Below are 19,195 nucleotides of genomic sequence, written 5' to 3'. Positions count from 1 at the left end.
CCAAGCGCAGCGCGGCAGTTGTGGATCCAAGACGTTGGAACAGGACGGTTCATCTGACATCAGAGTACGTGCACTGAGGTGTCCGGAATCGGTGTACACGCAAGCCGGAATCAGCGTTCATTTTAAACCGGAATAGGTGTTCATTTTCGACCGGAATATGCAGCGTTGACGAAACAGCTCCCCACTCAGGGCGATAACAGCCACTTTGCGCAGTACATGGGCCCAGCAAAGCAGGCGCAGACTCGTGCAGATAAACCGGTAGCCAGCGGCCCGCCACCAATACGCCAGCCAACTCCTACTCCAGCAGGCATTCGGGAGGATCTACTTGGCCCACAGGTTCCAGTGACTCAGGTCGAGCAAAAGCCTGTCGTGGAAGTCAGGAATGAAGGGAGCAAGGTGCTAGAGGCTAGAGCACGCTCTTATCGGTTTGAGCTCCAGGGATACCAGGCTACGTTCGCCGAATATTGTGAGCTACGAACAGATTTCCCCGCGTTAGAGGCGACCATTGATAATGTGCTTAGGCACACCTGTAAGGAGTTTCGGAGTTTACGAGGACGGTTGGCAGCCGTAGAGGAGGTAATGAGGGCGTTGGGGAGTTCCGCGTCAGTCCGCTAATGTCATCCCTTCTATATAAGTCGATTTCAACAACATGACCCCAGATGTCCAGCATTTGCAGGTCATATAGTTTCCAGGTCGCGCAGTATAGGTGCGTGACTTCTATCCTTCCTTCTCTTGGGAGCTGTGCCAGCTGATTTTGCACAATGACCCCCTCTTAAAAGGGGATCATAGCCCCCGAAGTGTGCAGTTTTTGTTTTGCACAAGAGGTTTTGTGGTGCTAGGTTCAGTGTTAGTGGTGTTTTGTGCAGTTTTTGTGTTGCATAAAATTTTTCGGTCTGCCATTCAACATCGCGAGCTACGCACTGCTGACCCACATGATGGCCCAGCAGTGCGATCTGGCCGTGGGCGATTTCGTCTGGACCGGTGGCGATGTGCACCTCTACTCCAACCACATGGAGCAGACGGCGCTGCAGCTCTCCCGCGAGCCGCGTTCCTTGCCGCAGCTGGTGATCAAGCGCAAGCCGGACTCCATCTTCGACTACAGGTTCGAGGATTTCGAGATCCAGGGCTATGATCCTCACCCGGGTATCAAGGCCCCTGTCGCCATCTGATCCCGCATCCGCCATGATGGCGAGCGGCTCTCGGCGGGATCTCCCGCTATGCTATTCCATCTGTTCGAAAGGCGCCTGCGGGCGCCTTTTTCATTCCAGATAAGAATGAATATGCAAAGAAATGAATGAAGAACAGGTTCGAGAAGGCGGGGTAAAACGTGCTTATAGCAGACATGATTTATTTTGCCTTCGGTTTTTTCGTTGTTATTGGCAGTTAGAAACGATTTTTCATTAGTTCACTCGGCCCCTAGACTGAAAAAGTACAATTTTATGGATAGTTAGACCATGAGCGATGTGTTCAAGCGATTTCTCAAACTGGAGTCAGCCTCCGGAATAATTCTGATCCTGGCCGCCTTGCTGGCCATCGGTCTGGCCAACTCTGCCCTGGCGGAGCACTATCAGAGTTTCCTCAATACTCAGGTACAGGTGCGCATTGCCGCCCTGGACATCAACAAGCCGTTGCTGCTCTGGATCAACGACGGCTTCATGGCGCTCTTCTTCCTGTTGGTCGGGCTGGAAGTAAAGCGTGAGATGCTGGAGGGGGCGCTCTCATCCCGGGTGCAGGCCACCTTCCCGGCCATCGCCGCCGTAGGCGGCATGCTGGCCCCTGCGCTCATCTATGCCTTCTTCAACTACGAGGACGAAGTCACCCGGGCCGGTTGGGCCATCCCGGCTGCGACCGATATCGCCTTCGCCCTCGGGGTGATGGCGCTGCTTGGCAAACGGGTGCCGACCAGCCTGAAGGTTTTCCTGCTGGCCCTGGCTATCATGGATGACCTGGGGGTCATCATCATCATCGCCCTCTTCTATACCCAACAGCTGTCGCTGACCGCACTGGCGGTCGGCATAGTGGCGACCCTTACTCTGCTCTGGATGAATCGCCGTGGTGAGGACAGGATCGGCCTTTACATGCTGGTGGGTCTGGTGCTCTGGGTGGCCGTGCTCAAGTCAGGTGTTCATGCGACCCTGGCTGGCGTCATCGTTGGCTTCATGATCCCTATCTCCGGGCAGCGTTATGCCTCGCCGCTCAAGCACCTGGAGCATGCGCTGCACCCCTGGAGCGCGTATCTGATCCTGCCGTTGTTTGCCTTTGCCAACGCTGGTGTCTCCCTCGACGGGATCCAGCTGTCGGATCTGCTCAGCCCGGTGCCCATGGGCATCATACTGGGGCTCTTCATCGGCAAGCCCCTCGGCATCTTCACCATCAGCTGGCTGTCGGTGAAACTCGGCATTGCCCAGCTGCCGAGTGGCGTCAACTTCAAGCAGATCTTTGCCGTCAGCATCCTGTGTGGCATCGGCTTTACCATGTCGATGTTCATCGCGTCGCTGGCATTCGAGCATGGCGGACTGGACTACGGCAGCTACTCACGCCTCGGTATCCTGGTGGGATCCACCCTGGCGGCCGTGATCGGTTTTATCGCCCTGCGGATATCGCTGCCCAATCGGGAGGCGAATCAAAGCACGGAGGGGTTATGAGAAGACTCGGATGGTTAGTCATGCTGGCGAGTCCGGCACTCTGGGCGAATAGTCTGGCGGAGTGCCAGCAGGATGCAACGTCGGCCAGTTGTTCGGCTTACCTCAATGGCGTGGTAGACAGCGCCCTTATGCTGGGAGACAAGCAGGCCAAGGCCCAATTCGGCGAGACCTTTGCTGAACGGGCCCTGAGCAGCCGGGCTGGCGAGAGAGTCAAGCAGTCGAACAAGCGTTACTGCGGGGAGCGGATGCCGGATCCGGCCCGCCTCAAGCTCACCCTGCAAGAGCAGTTCGGCGCAAACAAAGTTGACTCGATCAGCGACATGTATGACATTCTGGCGGTTGAACTTAGCTGCTATCGGAGCCCGCGCGGCGCGGGAACCCCACCGGATGTCACACCTTAACTACAACCATCTCTATTATTTTTGGATGACTCAGAAGAAGGGCTCCGTCACCCAGGCGGCGGAAGCCCTCTTTCTCACTCCCCAGACCGTCACAGGTCAGATCAAGCTGCTGGAGCAGCGCCTGGGCGGCAAACTGTTGATCCGAAAAGGGCGTTCCCTCGAGGCCACCGAGCTGGGCCAACTGGTGTTTCGCTATGCCGACAAGATGTTCAGCCTCTCTTACGAGATGCTGGATATCGTCAACTACCGCAAGGAGAGCCAGATCCTGTTCGACGTCGGCATTGCCGATGCACTCTCCAAGCGTCTCGCCAGTCGGGTGCTGCTCTCTGTCATCCCCAATGACGGCTCCATCCACCTGCGCTGCTTCGAATCGACTCACGAGCTGCTGCTGGAGCAACTGAGCGAACACAAGCTCGACATGATCCTCTCCGACTGCCCGGTGGATTCCAGCCAGCACGCCGGTCTGCTTTCCAAGCGGTTGGGGGGGTGTGGCGTCAGCTTCTTCTGCAAGGCGCCGCTGCCCGAAAAGCCTTTTCCCGCCTGTCTGGAGGAGCGCAAGCTGCTCATTCCGGGCCGACGTACCGCCATGGGTCGACAGTTGACGCAGTGGTTCGAGCAGCAGGGCATCTCTCCCAGCATCCTGGGTGAGTTCGACGATGCGGCTCTGATGAAGGCGTTTGGCTTCTTCAATCAGGGTATTTTCATGGCGCCGACCATCTATCGGGAGGAGATTCTGGAGGGGGAGGAGGTGATGCTGATCGGAGAAACCCAGGATCTGATGGAGGAGTACTACGTCATCTTTGCAGAGCGGATGATCCAGCATCCGGCGGTGAAGCGGGTGTGTGAGAGTGATTTCTCCTTCCTGTTTGCCGGTCAGGAGGACTTCACCACCATTCAGCCAGCAACCCTGTCATTTTAAATCGATGAGTCAGGGGGTATGATTCCTGTCTTGCAGGGGAGGGAATGCGATGCAGTTGGAAGAGATGGAGGCGAATGCCGGACGTGCGGTCACCCTGCTCAAGGCGCTGGCCAATGAGCGGCGCTTGTTCATTCTGTGCCAGTTACTGGAGCGGGAGTTGTCGGTGGGGGAACTCAACGAGGTACTTGGACTGAGTCAATCGGCGCTGTCACAACATCTGGCGGTGTTGCGGCGCGATGAGTTGGTGACGACACGAAAAGAGGCCCAGACGGTCTACTATTCGCTGCGCAGCCATGAGGTACGCGAGATGATTGGATTGTTGCACAGGTTGTATTGTAGCGAACCCAAATAAAAAACCGGCACTAAGGCCGGTTTTTTTAGCTTTGTTCAGCCGAAGCTGATTAAGCCATAGCTTTGATCTGGGCAGACAGGCGGCTCTTGTGACGAGCAGCTTTGTTCTTGTGGATCAGGCCTTTGGTCGCCATACGATCCATGATCGGCTGAGCAACAGCGAAAGCGGCAGTGGCAGCAGCCTTGTCGCCAGAGGCGATGGCAGCGATCACTTTCTTCAGGTAAGTACGGGTCATGGAACGACGGCTGGCGTTGTGCTGACGACGTTTCTCTGACTGAAGAGCACGCTTCTTAGCAGATTTGATGTTAGCCAAGGTAAAACTCCTAAAACTGTCTTAGCGAGTGTATTGAAAAGGCCCGGAAATATGCCTTCCCAACCACATATTGTCAAATGATTTGTGCAAATAAACACCGCCCCCCGGTGGTGTGTCAGATGGGAGACGGTTAAACTGTCGGCCGATTCTAACAGCATTCTTTTCTTTCTGACAGTTCCAGAGGCCTCGTCTTGAGTAAGAAATTGATCAAATCCGGCATGATAGTGTCCGGAATGACGCTGGCGTCCCGCGTGATGGGCTTGGTGCGCGATGTGGTCATCGCCAATCTGCTCGGTGCCGGGGTGGCCGCAGACGTCTTCTTCTTCGCCAACCGCATTCCTAACTTCCTGCGCCGATTGTTTGCCGAAGGGGCCTTCAACCAGGCTTTTGTTCCCGTGATGACGGAGTACAAGAAAAACGGTGACGAACAGGCTGTTCGCGAGTTGCTGGCCGCAGTGGCGGGCACCCTTGGCGGCATTGTCACCATAGTCACCCTGCTCGGTGTGCTGGGTTCCGGTGTGCTGACGGCCCTGTTCGGCTGGGGCTGGTTCTGGGACTGGCTGCACGGCGGGCCGGCGGCCGAGAAGTTCGAGCTGGCCAGCCTGATGCTCAAGATTACCTTCCCCTATCTCTGGTTCATCACCTTCACCGCCATGGCCGGGGCCATTCTCAACACCTTCGGTCGCTTCGCCGTCTCCTCCTTCACGCCGGTGTTTCTCAACCTCACCATGATTGCGGCGGCCTGGTGGATAGCCCCGTTGCTGGAGCGGCCCGAGATCGCGCTGGCGATCGGCGTCTTCCTCGGCGGCCTGGTGCAGTTTCTGTTCCAGTACCCCTTCCTGCGTCAGATCAACATGCTGGTGTGGCCCAAGTGGGGTTGGCACCATCCCGGTGTGGTGAAGATCCGCACCCTGATGATACCGGCGCTGTTCGGCGTCTCGGTCAGCCAGATCAATTTGCTGATCAACACCATGCTGGCCTCCTTCCTGGCGACCGGTGCCATCAGCTATCTCTATTACTCGGATCGCCTGCTGGAGTTTCCCCTTGGCCTGTTTGCTGTCGCCATCAGCACTGTGATCCTGCCGGCGCTTGCCAGGAAGCATGTGGATGCGGATCCGGCCGACTTCTCCCGCACCATGGACTGGGGGGTGCGCATGGTGATGCTGCTCGGCCTGCCCGCCATGGTAGGGATTGCGGTATTGCGCGAGCCCATACTGCGGGTGCTGTTCATGCGCGGCGAGTTCGGCATGCACGAGGTGGCCATGTCCAGCGCCAGCCTGCTGGCATCCACCACGGGCTTGCTGTCGCTGATGCTGATCAAGGTGCTGGCCCCTGGCTACTACGCCCGCCAGGACACCAGGACCCCGGTGCGGATCGGCATCATGGCCATGGTGGCCAACATGGTATGCAACCTCATCTTCATCTATCCCCTGGGCTATGTGGGGCTGGCGCTCGCCACCGCCTGCTCCGGTACCCTGAATGCGGCTCTGTTGTTCAAGGGGTTGTATCAGCAGGCGGTCTATCGTCCTTCCCGCAACACGGGGGTGTTCTGCCTCAAGCTGCTGGCAGCGACCCTGCTGATGGGGGGCCTGCTTGGTTATCTGTCGCCGGATCTCGCCCAGTGGGGAGCCTGGAGCATGGGCAAGGCAAGCCTGGAGCTGACCCTGCTGCTCTGCCTTGGGGGGGCGTTGTACGGGATCGTCCTGTTGGTGCTGGGGGTCAGGCCAAGACACCTGAAATCGGGTCAGCAATGAGGCTGATGAGGCCCGGATTCCGGGCCAGATACCTGAAATCGGCTCAACAGCAGGGCTGACCCTGCCTGCTGCCTGATATATAATCCGCCGATTTCCATGGCAGCAACGCACAAGGCACTGATGGAACTCATTCGCGGCATTCACAATATCAAGCCCCGCCACCGGGGTTGTGTATTGACCATAGGCAACTTCGATGGGGTTCATCAGGGCCACCATGCGGTGCTGGTCCGATTGCAGGAGAAAGCCGTGCAGCTTGGCCTGCCCGCCTGCGTCATGTTGTTCGAGCCGCAGCCGCTGGAGCTGTTTGCGGGGAATGCCGCTCCTGCTCGTCTCAGCCGCTGGCGGGAGAAGTACGAAGCGCTCAAGGGGATGCAGATAGATCGCATGCTCTGCGTGCGTTTCACGCATCGCTTCGCCGAACAGGCTGCCAGCACCTTCATCGAGCAGCTGCTGGTGGAGAAGCTGGGCGTGCATTATCTGGTGGTGGGCGATGATTTTCGCTTCGGCAAGGGGCGAGAGGGGGATTTCCATCTGCTGGAGGCGGCGGGCCGTCGTTTCGGCTTTGAAGTGATCAGCACCCAGAGCTTCCAGGTCGAACGCCAGCGGGTCAGCAGCACCCTGGTGCGCGAGGCCTTGGCAGCTGGTCGCATGGCGGAGGTGGAGCTGATGCTCGGCCGCCCCTACGCCATCAGCGGTCGGGTGGCCCACGGCGACAAGCTGGGGCGCACCATAGGTTTTCCCACCGCCAATCTCGCGCTTAAACGGCAGGTGATCCCGGTCGGTGGCGTGTTCGCGGTGGAAGTGTTATGTTCCGGCAAGACCTTCCCCGGTGTCGCCAATGTGGGTGTACGGCCGACCTTGAGCGGTACACAAGCTAGATTGGAAGTACATCTATTTGATTTTTCTGGTGATCTATACGGTCAGCAGGTCAAGGTGCTGCTTCGCCACAAGCTGCGCGAAGAGCAGAAGTTTGCCTCTTTCACCGCCTTGAAAGAGCAGATCGAACGAGATGCCCTGGCGGCCCGAGCCTGGTTCGGGCTGCCACCATTCAATTTACCCAGCACTCTTTTAGAAAAGAAGGGAACCCAGGACTGATGAGCGACTATAAACACACCCTGAATCTGCCGGAAACCGAGTTTCCGATGCGTGGCGATCTGGCCAAGCGTGAACCCAATATGCTCAAGCGTTGGTACGATCAGGATCTTTACGGCGCCATTCGCCGCGCCAAAGCGGGCAAGCCTTCTTTCATTCTGCACGATGGCCCTCCCTACGCGAACGGCAGCATTCACATCGGTCACTCGGTCAACAAGATCCTCAAAGACATCATCATCAAGTCCAAGGGCCTCTCCGGCTTCGACTCCCCCTATGTGCCGGGCTGGGATTGCCACGGTCTGCCCATCGAGCTGAAAGTGGAAGGCATGGTCGGCAAGCCGGGGGAGAAGGTTTCCGCCGCCGAGTTCCGCGCCGAGTGCCGTAAATACGCCAAGACCCAGATCGAAGCGCAGAAGACCGACTTCATCCGCCTGGGCGTACTGGGTGACTGGGAACACCCCTATCTGACCATGGACTTTGGCACCGAAGCCAACATCATCCGCTCCATGGCCAAGATTGTCGCCAATGGTCACCTGCACAAGGGTTCCAAGCCGGTGCACTGGTGTACCGACTGTGGCTCCGCGCTGGCGGAAGCCGAAGTGGAGTACTACGACAAAAATTCCCCCTCCATCGACGTACGCTTCAAGGCCGTCGACGAGGCGACAGTGGCAGCCAAGTTCGACTGCCCTGAAGGTCATGCCGGCAAGGGCCCGCTCTCTGCCGTGATCTGGACCACCACCCCCTGGACCCTGCCGGCCAACCGCGCCATCGCCATGCACGCCGATCTGGACTACGCCCTGGTACAGGTGGAAGGTGACAACCCCGAGCGCCTGATCCTGGCCGCCGAGCTGGTCAAGGACGTGATGGACAGAGCCGGTATCGAGAAGTTCCACAACCTGGGCTATGCCAAGGGTGCGGCGCTCGAACTGCTGCGTTTCAACCACCCCTTCTACAGTTTCGACGTCCCCGTGGTACTGGGTGATCACGTCACCCTGGATGCCGGTACCGGCGCCGTGCACACCGCCCCTGGCCACGGTCAGGAAGATTTCGTGGTCGGTCAGAAGTACGGTCTGGAAGTCGCCAACCCGGTTGGCAGCAACGGCGTCTACCTGCCGGATACCGAACTGTTTGCCGGTCAGCATGTGTTCAAGGCCAACGCCTCCGTGGTCGAGGTACTGACCGAGCGCGGTGCCCTGCTGCACCACAAGGTGTTCAACCACTCCTACCCGCATTGCTGGCGTCACAAGACCCCGATCATCTTCCGTGCCACCCCCCAGTGGTTCATCAGCATGGAGCAGAAGGGGTTGCGCAAGCGTGCGCTGGAAGAGATCGAACGCATCGAGAAAGATGGCATTGCCCAGCACGGCCAGAGCGGCTGGGTACCGGCCTGGGGCAAGAACCGCATCCAGGCGATGGTCGAGAACCGTCCTGACTGGTGTATCTCCCGCCAGCGTACCTGGGGAGTGCCCATCTCCCTGTTCGTTCACAAGGAGACCCAGGAGCTGCACCCGGAGTCCGTGCGCCTGATGGAAGAGGTGGCCAAGCGGGTCGAGCAGTCCGGCATCCAGGCCTGGTGGGATCTGGACAAGGCCGAACTGCTGGGCAGCGACGCCAACCTGTACGACAAGGTGCCCGACACCCTGGACGTCTGGTTCGACTCAGGTTCGACCCACTCCTCCGTGGTCGATGCCCGTCCCGAGTTCAATGGCAATCCGGCCGACATGTATCTGGAAGGCTCTGACCAGCACCGCGGCTGGTTCATGTCCTCCCTGATGATCGGCGTGGCGATGAAAGACAAGGCCCCCTACAACCAGGTACTGACTCACGGTTTCACTGTGGACGGTCAGGGCCGCAAGATGTCCAAGTCCATCGGCAACGTGGTGAGCCCGCAGGACGTGATGAACAAGCTGGGTGCCGACATCCTGCGTCTGTGGGTCGCCAGCACCGACTACACCGGCGAGATGACCGTCTCCGACGAGATCCTCAAGCGCTCTGCCGACGCCTATCGCCGTATCCGCAACACCGCCCGCTTCCTGCTGGCCAACCTGAACGGCTTCAATCCGGCGACCGACATGGTGGCGCCTGCCGACATGGTAGTGGTGGATCGCTGGGCCGTAGGTCGTGCCAAAGCGGTACAGGCCGAGATCATGGCGGCGTTCGACGAGTACAACTTCCACGGCGTGACCCAGAAGCTGATGCAGTTCTGCTCCATCGAGATGGGCTCCTTCTATCTGGACGTCATCAAGGATCGCCAGTACACCGCCAAGGCCGACAGTCTGGCCCGTCGCTCCTGCCAGACCGCCCTCTATCACATCGCCGAAGCCATGGTGCGCTGGATGGCGCCCATTATGAGCTTCACTGCCGACGAGATCTGGGCTCTGCTGCCGGGTGAGCGCGGCGAGTTCGTGTTCACCGAGGAGTGGTATGACGGCCTGTTCGGGCTGGAAGCAGGTGAAACCCTCAACGACGATTTCTGGGCCGAAATCCTCACCGTGCGCGGTGAAGTGAACAAGGCACTGGAAGTGGCCCGTGGCGAGAAGCGCATCGGTGGCTCCCTGCAGGCCGAACTGACCCTGTTCGCCAAGCCGGCACTGGCTGCGCGTCTGAACGCCTTGGCCGATGAGCTGCGCTTCGTGCTGCTCACCTCTAAGGCCAAGGTCGTCAGCGTCGATGCTGCCCCGGCAGACGCCGTGGCGACCGAGCGCGACGACCTGTGGCTGAGCGTGGCCCAGTCTGCCGCCGCCAAGTGTGACCGCTGCTGGCACCATGTGGAAGACGTGGGCACCATCGCGGGTCACGAAGAGATCTGTGGCCGCTGTGTCACCAACGTCGAGGGTGACGGCGAAACTCGTCAATTTGCCTGATGAACATGACTCACCATAAAAGCGGCCTGCGTTGGCTGTGGCTGGCAGTGCTGGCCTTTGTACTGGACCAGGCGAGCAAGCTCGCCGTGGTCAAGCTGCTGCCATTTGGCTACCCGGGAGTGGAGATCACCCCCTTCTTCAACCTGGTCCATGTCTACAACAAGGGGGCGGCTTTCAGCTTCCTGGCTGATCAGGGCGGCTGGCAGCGCTGGTTCTTCGCCGTGCTGGCGTTTGCCATCTGTGGTCTGCTGATCCATTGGTTGCGCAAACAGTCGGTGACTCAGCGCTGGAGCGGCATCGCCTATTCGCTCATCATCGGCGGGGCGCTTGGCAATGTCTTTGATCGGCTGGTGCTGGGCCACGTGGTCGATTTCCTCGACTTCTATTGGCAGCGTGCTCATTGGCCTGCATTCAATCTGGCCGACAGCTTCATCTTCATCGGCGCCGCCATGATAGTGCTGGACGGTTTTCGCAGTGAAAAGAAGAAGGACGTGACGCAATGAGCCAGCTGATTGTTGCAGACAGCTGTGTGCTGTTTCACTTCTCCATCAAGTTGGAAGACGGCTCGGTAGCTGACAGCACGGCGCTGCACGGCAAACCAGCCCGCCTGCGGATGGGGGATGGCAGCCTGACCAACACCTTCGAGCAGTGCCTGCTGGGGCTCAAGCAAGGTGATAGCAAGAGCTTCACATTGCCGCCGGAAGAGGCCTTTGGCCTCTCCAATCCCGACAACATCTACCATCTGGACAGAGCCAAGTTTGGTGCCGATGTGGAGCCCAAGGTCGGTACCATCATCCTGTTCGATCAGCCCAACGGCAGCGAATTGCCGGGGATCATCCGGGCGGTGGAAGGAATGTCGGTGACGGTCGATTTCAACCATCCGCTGGCGGGTCACACCGTTACCTTTGAGGTGGAGATCCTGGGCGTGGATGACGAGGAAAAGGTGAGCTGATGGATATTTTGCTGGCTAACCCGCGTGGCTTCTGCGCCGGTGTCGACCGTGCCATCAGCATAGTCGAGAGCGCGCTGGAGAAGTTCGGTGCCCCCATCTATGTCCGTCACGAGGTGGTGCATAACCGCTATGTGGTGAACAAGCTGAAGGAGGCGGGAGCCGTGTTTGTCGAGGAACTGGACGAGGTGCCGGACGACAGCATCGTCATCTTCTCCGCCCATGGCGTGGCCAAGACGGTGCGCGAGATGGCCAAGTCCCGTGCTCTCAAGGTATTCGATGCCACCTGTCCGCTGGTGACCAAGGTGCACATGGAGGTCCATCGTGCCAGTCGCAAGGGATCCGAGGCCGTACTCATCGGTCACGCGGGCCACCCCGAGGTGATCGGCACCATGGGGCAGTACGAGAATACGGAAGGGGGTATGTATCTGGTGGAGACGCCGGAGGATGTGGCCAGGCTCAAGGTGAAGAACCCGGATGATCTTTGCTTCGTCACCCAGACCACCCTGAGCGTGGACGAGACCTCTGACGTCATCGATGCGCTGCGCAAGCACTTCCCCAAGATCCAGGGGCCGCGCAAAGACGATATTTGCTACGCCACCCAGAACCGTCAGGATGCGGTGCGGGAGATGGCGGGGCTGGTGGATGCCATGCTTGTAGTCGGGTCGCGCAACTCCTCCAACTCCAACCGCCTGCGGGAGTTGGCCGAGAAGGTGGGGGCGCGAGCCTACCTGATCGACGATGCCTCCATGATCGAACCGGGCTGGTTGGACGGTGTGGAGCGTATCGGGGTGACCGCGGGGGCCTCTGCCCCCGATGTGCTGGTACAAAATGTCATCGCCCGTCTGCGTGAGTTGGGGGGCACGATAGTGACAGAACACCCTGGTCGCGAGGAAAACGTAGTATTCGAGGTGCCGCCAGAGTTGCGTATCCTCTGATGGAAATGCCGGCACCACGCCGGCATTTTTGCGACAGGCATCCCGTTTCCCATATATAAAAGCAGCGACAGTTCTCGTTGGAGATCTGCTCTGCCATTAACACTGTCGACAGTGCTGATTGAATTTTCGACATTTTCGCATGCCGACCCCAACCATGGATGGAACTTGCGGAGGGTTTGACACGGTGCACAACAGGATGTTTGCGCCCCTTGGCTTCACGTTCATCGAGCTAATGGCCATCGTAGTACTCTTGTCTATCCTGCTGACGCTGGGAGTTCCTTCTTTTAACTCATTGATCTGAAACATGAGCCTGACAGCTCAGGCGAATCAGTTCGTGGCTTCGGTGCAACTGACCCGCAGCGAGTTACTTCCAGCAGTCAGATGGCGTCTTGGTATCGGCCTTGTTGAGAGTCAGAGTGGTACAGCCTGAATCATTGCTTTGGCTGCCTTTGGCTGTGGCTATCAGGGTATAAACCGTAGCGGTAGCGCCAGAGATGGTAAAGGTGTAGTAATCGCTTGTTGGGTTACCCACTTGAGATGGTGTTCCGCTATAACTCGTATTGGATATGCGAAATTCTTCCTGCTTGAGTTGCATGCTCAGCAACCCCTTGATTGCCTCGGCACGACGGGACTTATGCAGCCCATAGGTAAAGCTCGGATAGGCCACAGCTGCCAGGATGGCGACGACAGCCACCACAACCAGCAGCTCCAGCAATGTAATACCTGATTGTTTGGTTCTCATGGGCGGCACGCTCTGGAAACGGTTTGATACTATAGAATAGTACTGACAGTGAGCTCTACTGGCATGGGCAAAAAGAAAGGAGTCTTGAGCTAAATGATGCGCACAGTAGGACGTGTTTCCGGTTTTACCCTGATTGAGCTGTTGCTGGCACTGACGGTGGCTGCATTGCTGCTTGCCGTAGCCCTGCCCAGCTATCAGTCATTGCGGCAGGAGCAGATGGTCAGGGCTGCCACGCAGGCTATCTATACCGATGTCATGTTGCTCAAATCCGAGGCGGTCAAACGCAATCAGACGCTCAATCTGCTGCTGTTCAATAGCGGTACCAGTAACTGGTGCTACCGCGTGCATATCGATGGTAGCTGTAATAGCTGTGCCGATGCTTGTTCCAGCATCGAGGGGCGAAAAGGGGTGAATGCCAGCGAATTCCCGGGTATCACCCTAGTGGCGAGTTACAGTGAGTCGGCTACCAATATCAGGCCCCTCAATATTTCTCCCCGCAGAGGTACATTGACGGCTGGCAACATCGCCATCTCGTCCGGTAGCTACGCCATGCGAGTCGTTACTAACAATGTTGGGCGGGTTCGTACCTGTGCTGTCAGCAATGTGAGTGGGGTGCCGACATGTTGAGGCGACATGCAGGCTTCAGTCTGGTGGAGTTGATGGTCGCCATGGTGGCGGGCTTGTTACTGGTGGCTGCCGTGACGACGCTCTTCGCAACGATTCTCAGGGCAAATAGCACGGCTATGAAGGTGAGTCGACTCAATCAGGAGGTTCAGGCAATCACCGACATGATGGCCCGCGATATTGAGCGTGCAGGTTATGATGCCAGTGCTGCTACCTCGACTCGATTGGTATCTGGTGCACTCCCATCGCCCTTCTATTTCGACGCAAGCACCGACCTGATGGATCAGACCGCAACAGGTTCCAACATCTATCGCTGCATCAGGATCAGTTATGATGACAATGAAAACGGTGTGCTAAACAACAGCCCATCCAGCAGCCTGGAAACTCGGCTTTATAGTTACAGTAGCGGAGATAAGGGAGTCAAACTCGCTACGGGAACCAGTCCCACTTGTAATAGCGGTAGCCTCATTTCGACCGATAACACCATAGAGATCACCCAGCTTACCTATCGCCTGCTCTCCAGTAGCCAAGTGAGCGGTGCCAGGGCAATTCAACTCAACATTTCGGGCCGCTACAAGGACAATACTGAGCTGACCTTGAACTTGCAGCGTGATATCAAGTTGCGCAATGACGGATACTGATATGAGAATCCAGTCCGGTTTTACGACTTTCACCGTCACACTGATCCTGTTGTTGATCCTGCTGGCAGTCACCCTGCTGGTGGGCAAGCTGCTGGTGGCCGATCGTCGCATCACATTGAATGAAACCCTCTATCGTCAAGTGATGGCCTTGGCAGAACAGGGGTTGTCCTATGGCTTTGGTCGACTATCTGCTGAAGGTTCATCTTGCCCCTCTTTGCTGCCCGCTTGGTCAGGGAACTCGTTTTCTCCATCAGGTGCTGGGGGGACTTATACCCTGACGGTCGAATGCATAACTCCCTTTCCCGTGGTGGCTGGGAGTACCACGCCCATCGCACCTATCCGGATTCGCTCTGTGGCCAGCCTGAGCAACAGCCAGGCGCAAGCGGCTGTCGAGGCTCGATATGTGCAAAGCAACGTGCTGGCTGGGACACCTGCCGCGCCTCTGACTGTCGCAGGGGGAATGGCGGTCGGGGGTAACTTTACCGTTGTTGCCAATCCCAATGGAGGGGGACCTGGAGTGCCGCTTTCCATCTGGACCAATGATTATGTAGATCTGAATACGGGGTCCGGCCAGACCTGCCATCAGGGTGATTACGCCGGTGGCTGCAGTGCCAATATCAGCCAACCGGGCAATAAGCAGTCGGATATCAAGGATAGCGATCCCGATTTTCCAACCGACCTGGTGTGGTATCTGTTCAATGAGAATGACGATGCCGCTGGCTGGGCCAACATAGAGTCAAGAGCCAACCAGATAGTCAATAATTGCAATGGTCTGGGGCCGACGACGACAGGGCTTGTCATTGTCAATGGCGATTGCAATCCCGGTTCCAATATTGGTACTCAATCTGCCCCTGTTGTGTTGATCATCAAGGATGGCAGCCTGACCATCAATGGCAACCGTCAACTGTATGGGCTGGTATTTGCGTACTCTTCACATCCAGCTACGGCAACCACGGATATCAAGCTCACTGGCGGGGCCATCGTGAACGGTGCCTTGGCTGCCAACTTTGAGCTGGGCAAGGCCAATGGTACCTATGATGCCAAATATGATGAGGCCGCACTGAGCAATATCAGGACAGGCGCCGCCTTCCAGACTCTTAAACAGGTGCCGGGTAGCTGGCGCGACTGGTAGAGGACAAGTAAATGAAACGGCAAAAAGGATTTGGCCTGTTTGAGATACTGGTAACCCTGGTTGTGCTGGGGGTGGGGGTGGTCGGTCTGGTGATGCTTTCGAAGTCGACCCTGACGGCCTCCCAGGATGGGCGGCGTTATGAAATTGCCATGCGACTCGCAGAATCCAAGATCGAGGAATTCCGTAACTTCAACAGTCTGGTGACGGCGACGGCCCCGCTCACTGCCTATACGGCCATTGCGAGTGGTAATACGACCAAGAGCCAGTCTGGCGACAGCTACACGTTGGCCTGGACTGTGGCCAACCAATATTGGAACGGAGCCACTTCTGCATGGCAGAACACGGCTCCTACAGGGTATTTGCTGAACTACCCTGGGCGAAAGCAGATCAATACCACAGTGAGCTGGACCAACAGCGAAGGGGTGACTACCTCGGTCGCGCTTACGGGTTATGTCTCTCCCACTGAATCATTGACCGTGGATCAGTTGAATGGGGGGTTGGATACAGCTCGGACAGGGCCGAAGATCAATTACACCCCGGGGGTTGCGCCGGACGTGATCTCAATCGATCTCGGCAACGGCAGCAGACAGGAAACCAGCAAACCTTCTCCAACAGTGGTGGCCAAAAACAACACTGTCGGCAAGGAGGTGCAGTTTGAAACAGTGACCTACCAGCCTGCAAACCAGGGAAATACCCAACAAATCCAGCAAGATATCAGCTCAGTAAGTTGCGCCTGCACTTATGGTTCCACTTTGAGTGCCTATCTGCCGGGCCAGGCCTACAGTACTGCCACCAGCCAGCTCTATTGGAAGACAGGAGCACAACAGACCAAGCAGACCGGAACAGTCAGCGGCAATAACCAGCCAGCGCTCTGCACAAGCTGCTGCAAAGATCATTTTGATGGCTCGGGAGGAAGTTTTCTCAGCTACTACGCACCGCTCAATACCAGTCGGCAGCGCTATAACAGCACCCTGTCCGTAGCGGCCAGCGGCACCTATGTGGATGCTTGCCGGTTTGTGCGACTGGATGGGTACTATCGCCCCCTCCCTGATTGGAACCTGGTCCAGGTTATTGTCACTACCTCGGATTTCTTGGCCAAGGCGGCGAATCAGGTCAGTTACCAGAATTACATCCAGTATGTGGTCAAGGCTTATATCGACTGGCAGAAACAGACCCTGAACTGGACCTCGACCCCGACGGTGAGCGCGCCTGCGATAAGTGATTTTCCCACATGGCTTCAGACTCCTGCCAACGTTGCGCCTGGTGGGGACGCCGTTACGGGGATCACGATCAATACCGGCACGCGCCAGCTGATTGCCCGTGGAATATATGTCGATGTTCTGAATCCTACCTATCTGACCGGGATAGACACCAGTATCACTGGCTATCTGGCCAAGGTGCCATTTCAGGATATCAACCTGACCATGTTGGCGGAGTGGTCCATGACACCGCTCAGTGGCCAGCTCGGGGGGGCCGTGACCGACTATGCCACCGTCAGCAATGAACCGGTCGATACCATAGTGGATCTCAATAACTATTACTTCGGCAGTTACAGCCGTGGTTACCTGGCCGCCAAGAAATCCACCAAGGACAGTAGCCAGGTGCTGCAGAGTGTGAAGGTAAAAGCCACCGTCTATCAGGGTAATTCGGGGATTACCGCTACGCTGATTTCACCAAGGGATCAGAGCCTGGCTCTCAGTACAGAGTTGGCCGTCAAGATTGACTCCGGAACTGTCACGCAGCCTCTGCTGACGGTCACAGGCAAGGTACAGTGCCTGGAGAAAACCAAGAACAATGATCCGACCCCAATCGCCTGCAAGAAAAATGTTTTCAATAACCTGTCGATGAATACCTCGACCTCCGGGGCCACTTGCCAGATAGACAAGCCGAGCAGCGACAACCAGACGGCAATCTATACTTGCACGGCTGAGCAGAACAGCACTCTGGTGGTGAACTTCTCCTACTCGGGCAACACGACCTTCTTGGTTAAGCCGAGTTCTTTGAGTATCCCCATGACTCCGCCAGCCAGCGGTCAGGTCATCAGCGGTCCCTGCACCTTGCTGGTAGACAATGGCGTCACCAATGCCGCAAACCTGACCTGCTCTCCCTAAGGCTTGCTGAGGGAGCCAAGGCGCTGGCACAGCCAGCGCCTTTTCTTTATCATTCCCCATCATTTTCGAATTCAAGATGCATCGCCATGGCAAAAGCCCTCTCTCTGATGCTTGCCCAGTTAAATCTGACGGTAGGCGCCATCGAAGATAACTGTGACAAGGTGCTGGCTGCCGCCGCAGAGGCCGACCAGCAAGGCGCCGATCTGCTGGTCTGCTCCGAGCTGGCGCTGACCGGCTATCCGCCTGAAGATCTGCTGCTGCGCAGCGATCTGATGGTCCGGGTGGAGGCGGCTCTGGCTCGTGTTGTGGCCTGGCAGGGTCGTTGCGCCATCCTGGTGGGCCACCCCTGGCGTGAAGGAGATGCGCTCTACAATGCCGCCTCTCTCTATGAGCAGGGCAAGCTGATCGCCCGTTACTTCAAGCAGGATCTGCCCAACTACGGGGTGTTCGACGAGAAGCGCTACTTCACCGCGGCGAGCGATACCTGCGTGGTGTCGTTCCGTGGCCATCAACTGGGCTTGCTCATCTGTGAAGACCTGTGGCAACCGGGCCCGGCACTCGCGGCAAAGGCGGCCGGTGCCGAGCTGCTGCTCACCATCAATGCTTCCCCTTACGATCAGGAAAAACCCTGGATCCGCCGCGAGCTGATGGCCGAGCGCTGTGATCAGACCGGCTTGCCGCTGGTTTACCTCAATCAGGTCTGTGGTCAGGACGAACTGATATTCGATGGTTGCTCCAAGGTGTTCAACGGCCAGAGCGAGCTGACCCACAAGCTGGCCCCGTTTGCCGAAGAGCTGGCGCTGGTGCGCTTTGTCGACGGCCAGCCGTTGAAAGAGCGGGAACCGTCTGCGCCGCTGGCGCCCCTGGCCGAGACCTATCAGGCGCTGGTGCTGGCGGTGCATGACTATGTCACCAAGAACGGCTTCCAGGGAGCTGTGCTGGGCCTCTCCGGCGGCATCGACTCCGCCCTGACGCTCGCCATCGCGGCCGATGCCATAGGTGCGGACAAGGTACAGGCGGTGATGATGCCGTTCCGCTACACCGCCCAGATGAGCGTGGAAGATGCCAAGGAACAGGCCGAGCGGATGGGGGTCGAGTTCAACATCATCTCCATCGAGCCTATGTTCGAGGGCTTTATGGCTCAGCTGGCGCCGCTGTTTGAAGGGACGGCCCGCGACACTACCGAAGAGAACCTGCAGGCCCGCTGCCGTGGTGTGCTCTTGATGGCGCTCTCCAACAAGCGTCGCCGTATCGTATTGACCACCGGCAACAAGAGCGAGATGGCGGTCGGCTATGCCACCCTGTATGGTGACATGGCGGGCGGCTTTGACGTGCTCAAGGACGTGCCCAAGACGCTGGTCTTCAAGCTGTGCGAATACCGCAACTCCGTCGACTATGTGATCCCGCAGCGGGTCATCGACCGTCCGCCTTCGGCAGAGCTGGCACCGGATCAGGTGGATCAGGACAGCCTGCCCCCCTACGACATTCTGGACGCCATCCTCAAGCGCTATGTGGAAGAAGACGCCTCGGTCGCCGACATGGTGGCGGAGGGCTTCGAAGAAGCCGTGGTGCGCAAGGTGATCCGTCTGGTGGATCTCAACGAGTACAAGCGCCGTCAGGCTGCCGTCGGGCCCCGTATCACGACCCGCAACTTTGGTAAGGATCGCCGCTACCCCATTACGTCCGGGTTCGGCAAACAGAACTGGTAAGGAGTCACC

General features: G+C 57.9%; 17 protein-coding genes and 1 pseudogene. 16 read left to right on the top strand and 2 right to left on the bottom strand.

Annotated elements, in window-relative coordinates:
* Positions 1 to 875: 875 nt before the first annotated feature.
* The 5 genes and pseudogenes from thyA to BN1127_RS05855 form a co-directional block, all read left to right on the top strand.
* Positions 876 to 1,169: pseudogene (gene thyA / locus BN1127_RS05875) on the top strand (thymidylate synthase); the annotation flags it as partial.
* Positions 1,170 to 1,454: 285 nt separating this feature from the next.
* On the top strand, positions 1,455 to 2,645 hold the full coding sequence (gene nhaA / locus BN1127_RS05870; protein ID WP_042648830.1) for a Na+/H+ antiporter NhaA: 1,191 nt from the start codon (positions 1,455 to 1,457) through the stop codon (positions 2,643 to 2,645).
* Positions 2,646 to 2,665: 20 nt separating this feature from the next.
* On the top strand, positions 2,666 to 3,046 hold the full coding sequence (locus BN1127_RS05865) for a Rossmann-fold NAD(P)-binding domain-containing protein (protein WP_171269505.1): 381 nt from the start codon (positions 2,666 to 2,668) through the stop codon (positions 3,044 to 3,046).
* Positions 3,033 to 3,965, top strand: coding sequence for a transcriptional activator NhaR (gene nhaR / locus BN1127_RS05860; RefSeq protein WP_005332358.1), 933 nt, complete (start codon positions 3,033 to 3,035; stop codon positions 3,963 to 3,965). The genes BN1127_RS05865 and nhaR overlap by 14 nt, the downstream gene beginning before the upstream one ends.
* 49 nt (positions 3,966 to 4,014) lie before the next feature.
* Positions 4,015 to 4,317: an ArsR/SmtB family transcription factor gene (locus tag BN1127_RS05855; protein WP_005332359.1), complete on the top strand. Its 303-nt coding sequence runs from the start codon at positions 4,015 to 4,017 to the stop codon at positions 4,315 to 4,317.
* A gap of 49 nt (positions 4,318 to 4,366) precedes the next feature.
* Here BN1127_RS05855 and rpsT read toward each other — a convergent pair whose 3' ends face one another.
* Entirely contained in the window at positions 4,367 to 4,630 is a 264-nt protein-coding gene (gene rpsT / locus BN1127_RS05850; RefSeq protein ID WP_005308808.1) for a 30S ribosomal protein S20, read from the bottom strand.
* 191 nt (positions 4,631 to 4,821) lie between these two features.
* Between rpsT and murJ the strand changes: the two genes are divergently transcribed.
* The 6 genes from murJ to ispH all read left to right on the top strand — a co-directional run bounded on the left by murJ (position 4,822) and on the right by ispH (position 12,227).
* A complete protein-coding gene (murJ, locus tag BN1127_RS05845; RefSeq protein ID WP_042648828.1) occupies positions 4,822 to 6,384 on the top strand; it encodes a murein biosynthesis integral membrane protein MurJ in 1,563 nt (520 codons plus the stop codon).
* A 120-nt stretch (positions 6,385 to 6,504) separates the two neighbouring features.
* Positions 6,505 to 7,479 (top strand): bifunctional riboflavin kinase/FAD synthetase, encoded by a 975-nt coding sequence (gene ribF / locus BN1127_RS05840; RefSeq protein WP_042648827.1) that lies wholly within the window; start codon positions 6,505 to 6,507, stop codon positions 7,477 to 7,479.
* Entirely contained in the window at positions 7,479 to 10,340 is a 2,862-nt protein-coding gene (gene ileS, locus BN1127_RS05835; RefSeq protein ID WP_042648826.1) for an isoleucine--tRNA ligase, read from the top strand. Before ribF ends, ileS begins: the two co-directional genes overlap by 1 nt.
* Positions 10,340 to 10,843, top strand: coding sequence for a signal peptidase II (gene lspA / locus BN1127_RS05830; RefSeq protein ID WP_042648825.1), 504 nt, complete (start codon positions 10,340 to 10,342; stop codon positions 10,841 to 10,843). Before ileS ends, lspA begins: the two co-directional genes overlap by 1 nt.
* Positions 10,840 to 11,292, top strand: coding sequence for an FKBP-type peptidyl-prolyl cis-trans isomerase (gene fkpB, locus BN1127_RS05825; protein ID WP_042648824.1), 453 nt, complete (start codon positions 10,840 to 10,842; stop codon positions 11,290 to 11,292). The genes lspA and fkpB overlap by 4 nt, the downstream gene beginning before the upstream one ends.
* Positions 11,292 to 12,227 carry a 4-hydroxy-3-methylbut-2-enyl diphosphate reductase gene (gene ispH, locus BN1127_RS05820; RefSeq protein ID WP_042648823.1) on the top strand — a complete coding sequence of 312 codons (936 nt, stop codon included), beginning with the start codon at positions 11,292 to 11,294 and terminating at the stop codon, positions 12,225 to 12,227. The genes fkpB and ispH overlap by 1 nt, the downstream gene beginning before the upstream one ends.
* Before the next feature lie 364 nt (positions 12,228 to 12,591).
* Here the strand turns inward: ispH and BN1127_RS05815 are convergent, their stop codons facing one another.
* Positions 12,592 to 12,969 carry a type IV pilin protein gene (locus BN1127_RS05815; RefSeq protein ID WP_042648822.1) on the bottom strand — a complete coding sequence of 126 codons (378 nt, stop codon included), beginning with the start codon at positions 12,967 to 12,969 and terminating at the stop codon, positions 12,592 to 12,594.
* Between the two features lie 93 nt (positions 12,970 to 13,062).
* Here BN1127_RS05815 and BN1127_RS05810 point away from each other — a divergent pair, with 93 nt between their 5' ends.
* The 5 genes from BN1127_RS05810 to BN1127_RS05790 all read left to right on the top strand — a co-directional run bounded on the left by BN1127_RS05810 (position 13,063) and on the right by BN1127_RS05790 (position 19,186).
* Complete coding sequence (locus BN1127_RS05810) at positions 13,063 to 13,596, top strand: GspH/FimT family pseudopilin (RefSeq protein ID WP_042648821.1); 534 nt, start codon at positions 13,063 to 13,065, stop codon at positions 13,594 to 13,596.
* Complete coding sequence (locus tag BN1127_RS05805) at positions 13,590 to 14,234, top strand: PilW family protein (RefSeq protein ID WP_081000885.1); 645 nt, start codon at positions 13,590 to 13,592, stop codon at positions 14,232 to 14,234. Before BN1127_RS05810 ends, BN1127_RS05805 begins: the two co-directional genes overlap by 7 nt.
* Position 14,235: 1 nt before the next feature.
* On the top strand, positions 14,236 to 15,366 hold the full coding sequence (locus tag BN1127_RS05800) for a PilX N-terminal domain-containing pilus assembly protein (protein WP_042648820.1): 1,131 nt from the start codon (positions 14,236 to 14,238) through the stop codon (positions 15,364 to 15,366).
* 11 nt (positions 15,367 to 15,377) lie between these two features.
* Complete coding sequence (locus BN1127_RS05795; protein ID WP_042648819.1) at positions 15,378 to 17,477, top strand: prepilin-type N-terminal cleavage/methylation domain-containing protein; 2,100 nt, start codon at positions 15,378 to 15,380, stop codon at positions 17,475 to 17,477.
* 86 nt (positions 17,478 to 17,563) lie between these two features.
* On the top strand, positions 17,564 to 19,186 hold the full coding sequence (locus BN1127_RS05790; protein WP_042648818.1) for an NAD+ synthase: 1,623 nt from the start codon (positions 17,564 to 17,566) through the stop codon (positions 19,184 to 19,186).
* Positions 19,187 to 19,195 lie beyond the last annotated feature (9 nt).

This window comes from Aeromonas media, from assembly GCF_000819985.1.
GTDB classification, from domain to species: Bacteria; Pseudomonadota; Gammaproteobacteria; order Enterobacterales; family Aeromonadaceae; genus Aeromonas; species Aeromonas media.
The sequence above is the reverse complement of the archived record's forward strand: the minus strand, read 5'-3'. Positions and strand labels throughout refer to the sequence as shown.

What these genes read in the sequence shown, in the direction of transcription:
- nhaA (WP_042648830.1), top strand. Translation starts at nt 1,455, where the DNA reads ATGAGCGATGTGTTCAAGCGATTTCTCAAACTGGAGTCAGCCTCCGGA.
- BN1127_RS05865 (WP_171269505.1), top strand. Translation starts at nt 2,666, where the DNA reads ATGCTGGCGAGTCCGGCACTCTGGGCGAATAGTCTGGCGGAGTGCCAG.
- nhaR (WP_005332358.1), top strand. Translation starts at nt 3,033, where the DNA reads ATGTCACACCTTAACTACAACCATCTCTATTATTTTTGGATGACTCAG.
- BN1127_RS05855 (WP_005332359.1), top strand. Translation starts at nt 4,015, where the DNA reads ATGCAGTTGGAAGAGATGGAGGCGAATGCCGGACGTGCGGTCACCCTG.
- ribF (WP_042648827.1), top strand. Translation starts at nt 6,505, where the DNA reads ATGGAACTCATTCGCGGCATTCACAATATCAAGCCCCGCCACCGGGGT.
- ileS (WP_042648826.1), top strand. Translation starts at nt 7,479, where the DNA reads ATGAGCGACTATAAACACACCCTGAATCTGCCGGAAACCGAGTTTCCG.
- lspA (WP_042648825.1), top strand. Translation starts at nt 10,340, where the DNA reads ATGAACATGACTCACCATAAAAGCGGCCTGCGTTGGCTGTGGCTGGCA.
- fkpB (WP_042648824.1), top strand. Translation starts at nt 10,840, where the DNA reads ATGAGCCAGCTGATTGTTGCAGACAGCTGTGTGCTGTTTCACTTCTCC.
- ispH (WP_042648823.1), top strand. Translation starts at nt 11,292, where the DNA reads ATGGATATTTTGCTGGCTAACCCGCGTGGCTTCTGCGCCGGTGTCGAC.
- BN1127_RS05815 (WP_042648822.1), bottom strand. Translation starts at nt 12,969, where the DNA reads ATGAGAACCAAACAATCAGGTATTACATTGCTGGAGCTGCTGGTTGTG.
- BN1127_RS05810 (WP_042648821.1), top strand. Translation starts at nt 13,063, where the DNA reads ATGATGCGCACAGTAGGACGTGTTTCCGGTTTTACCCTGATTGAGCTG.
- BN1127_RS05805 (WP_081000885.1), top strand. Translation starts at nt 13,590, where the DNA reads ATGTTGAGGCGACATGCAGGCTTCAGTCTGGTGGAGTTGATGGTCGCC.
- BN1127_RS05800 (WP_042648820.1), top strand. Translation starts at nt 14,236, where the DNA reads ATGAGAATCCAGTCCGGTTTTACGACTTTCACCGTCACACTGATCCTG.
- BN1127_RS05795 (WP_042648819.1), top strand. Translation starts at nt 15,378, where the DNA reads ATGAAACGGCAAAAAGGATTTGGCCTGTTTGAGATACTGGTAACCCTG.
- BN1127_RS05790 (WP_042648818.1), top strand. Translation starts at nt 17,564, where the DNA reads ATGGCAAAAGCCCTCTCTCTGATGCTTGCCCAGTTAAATCTGACGGTA.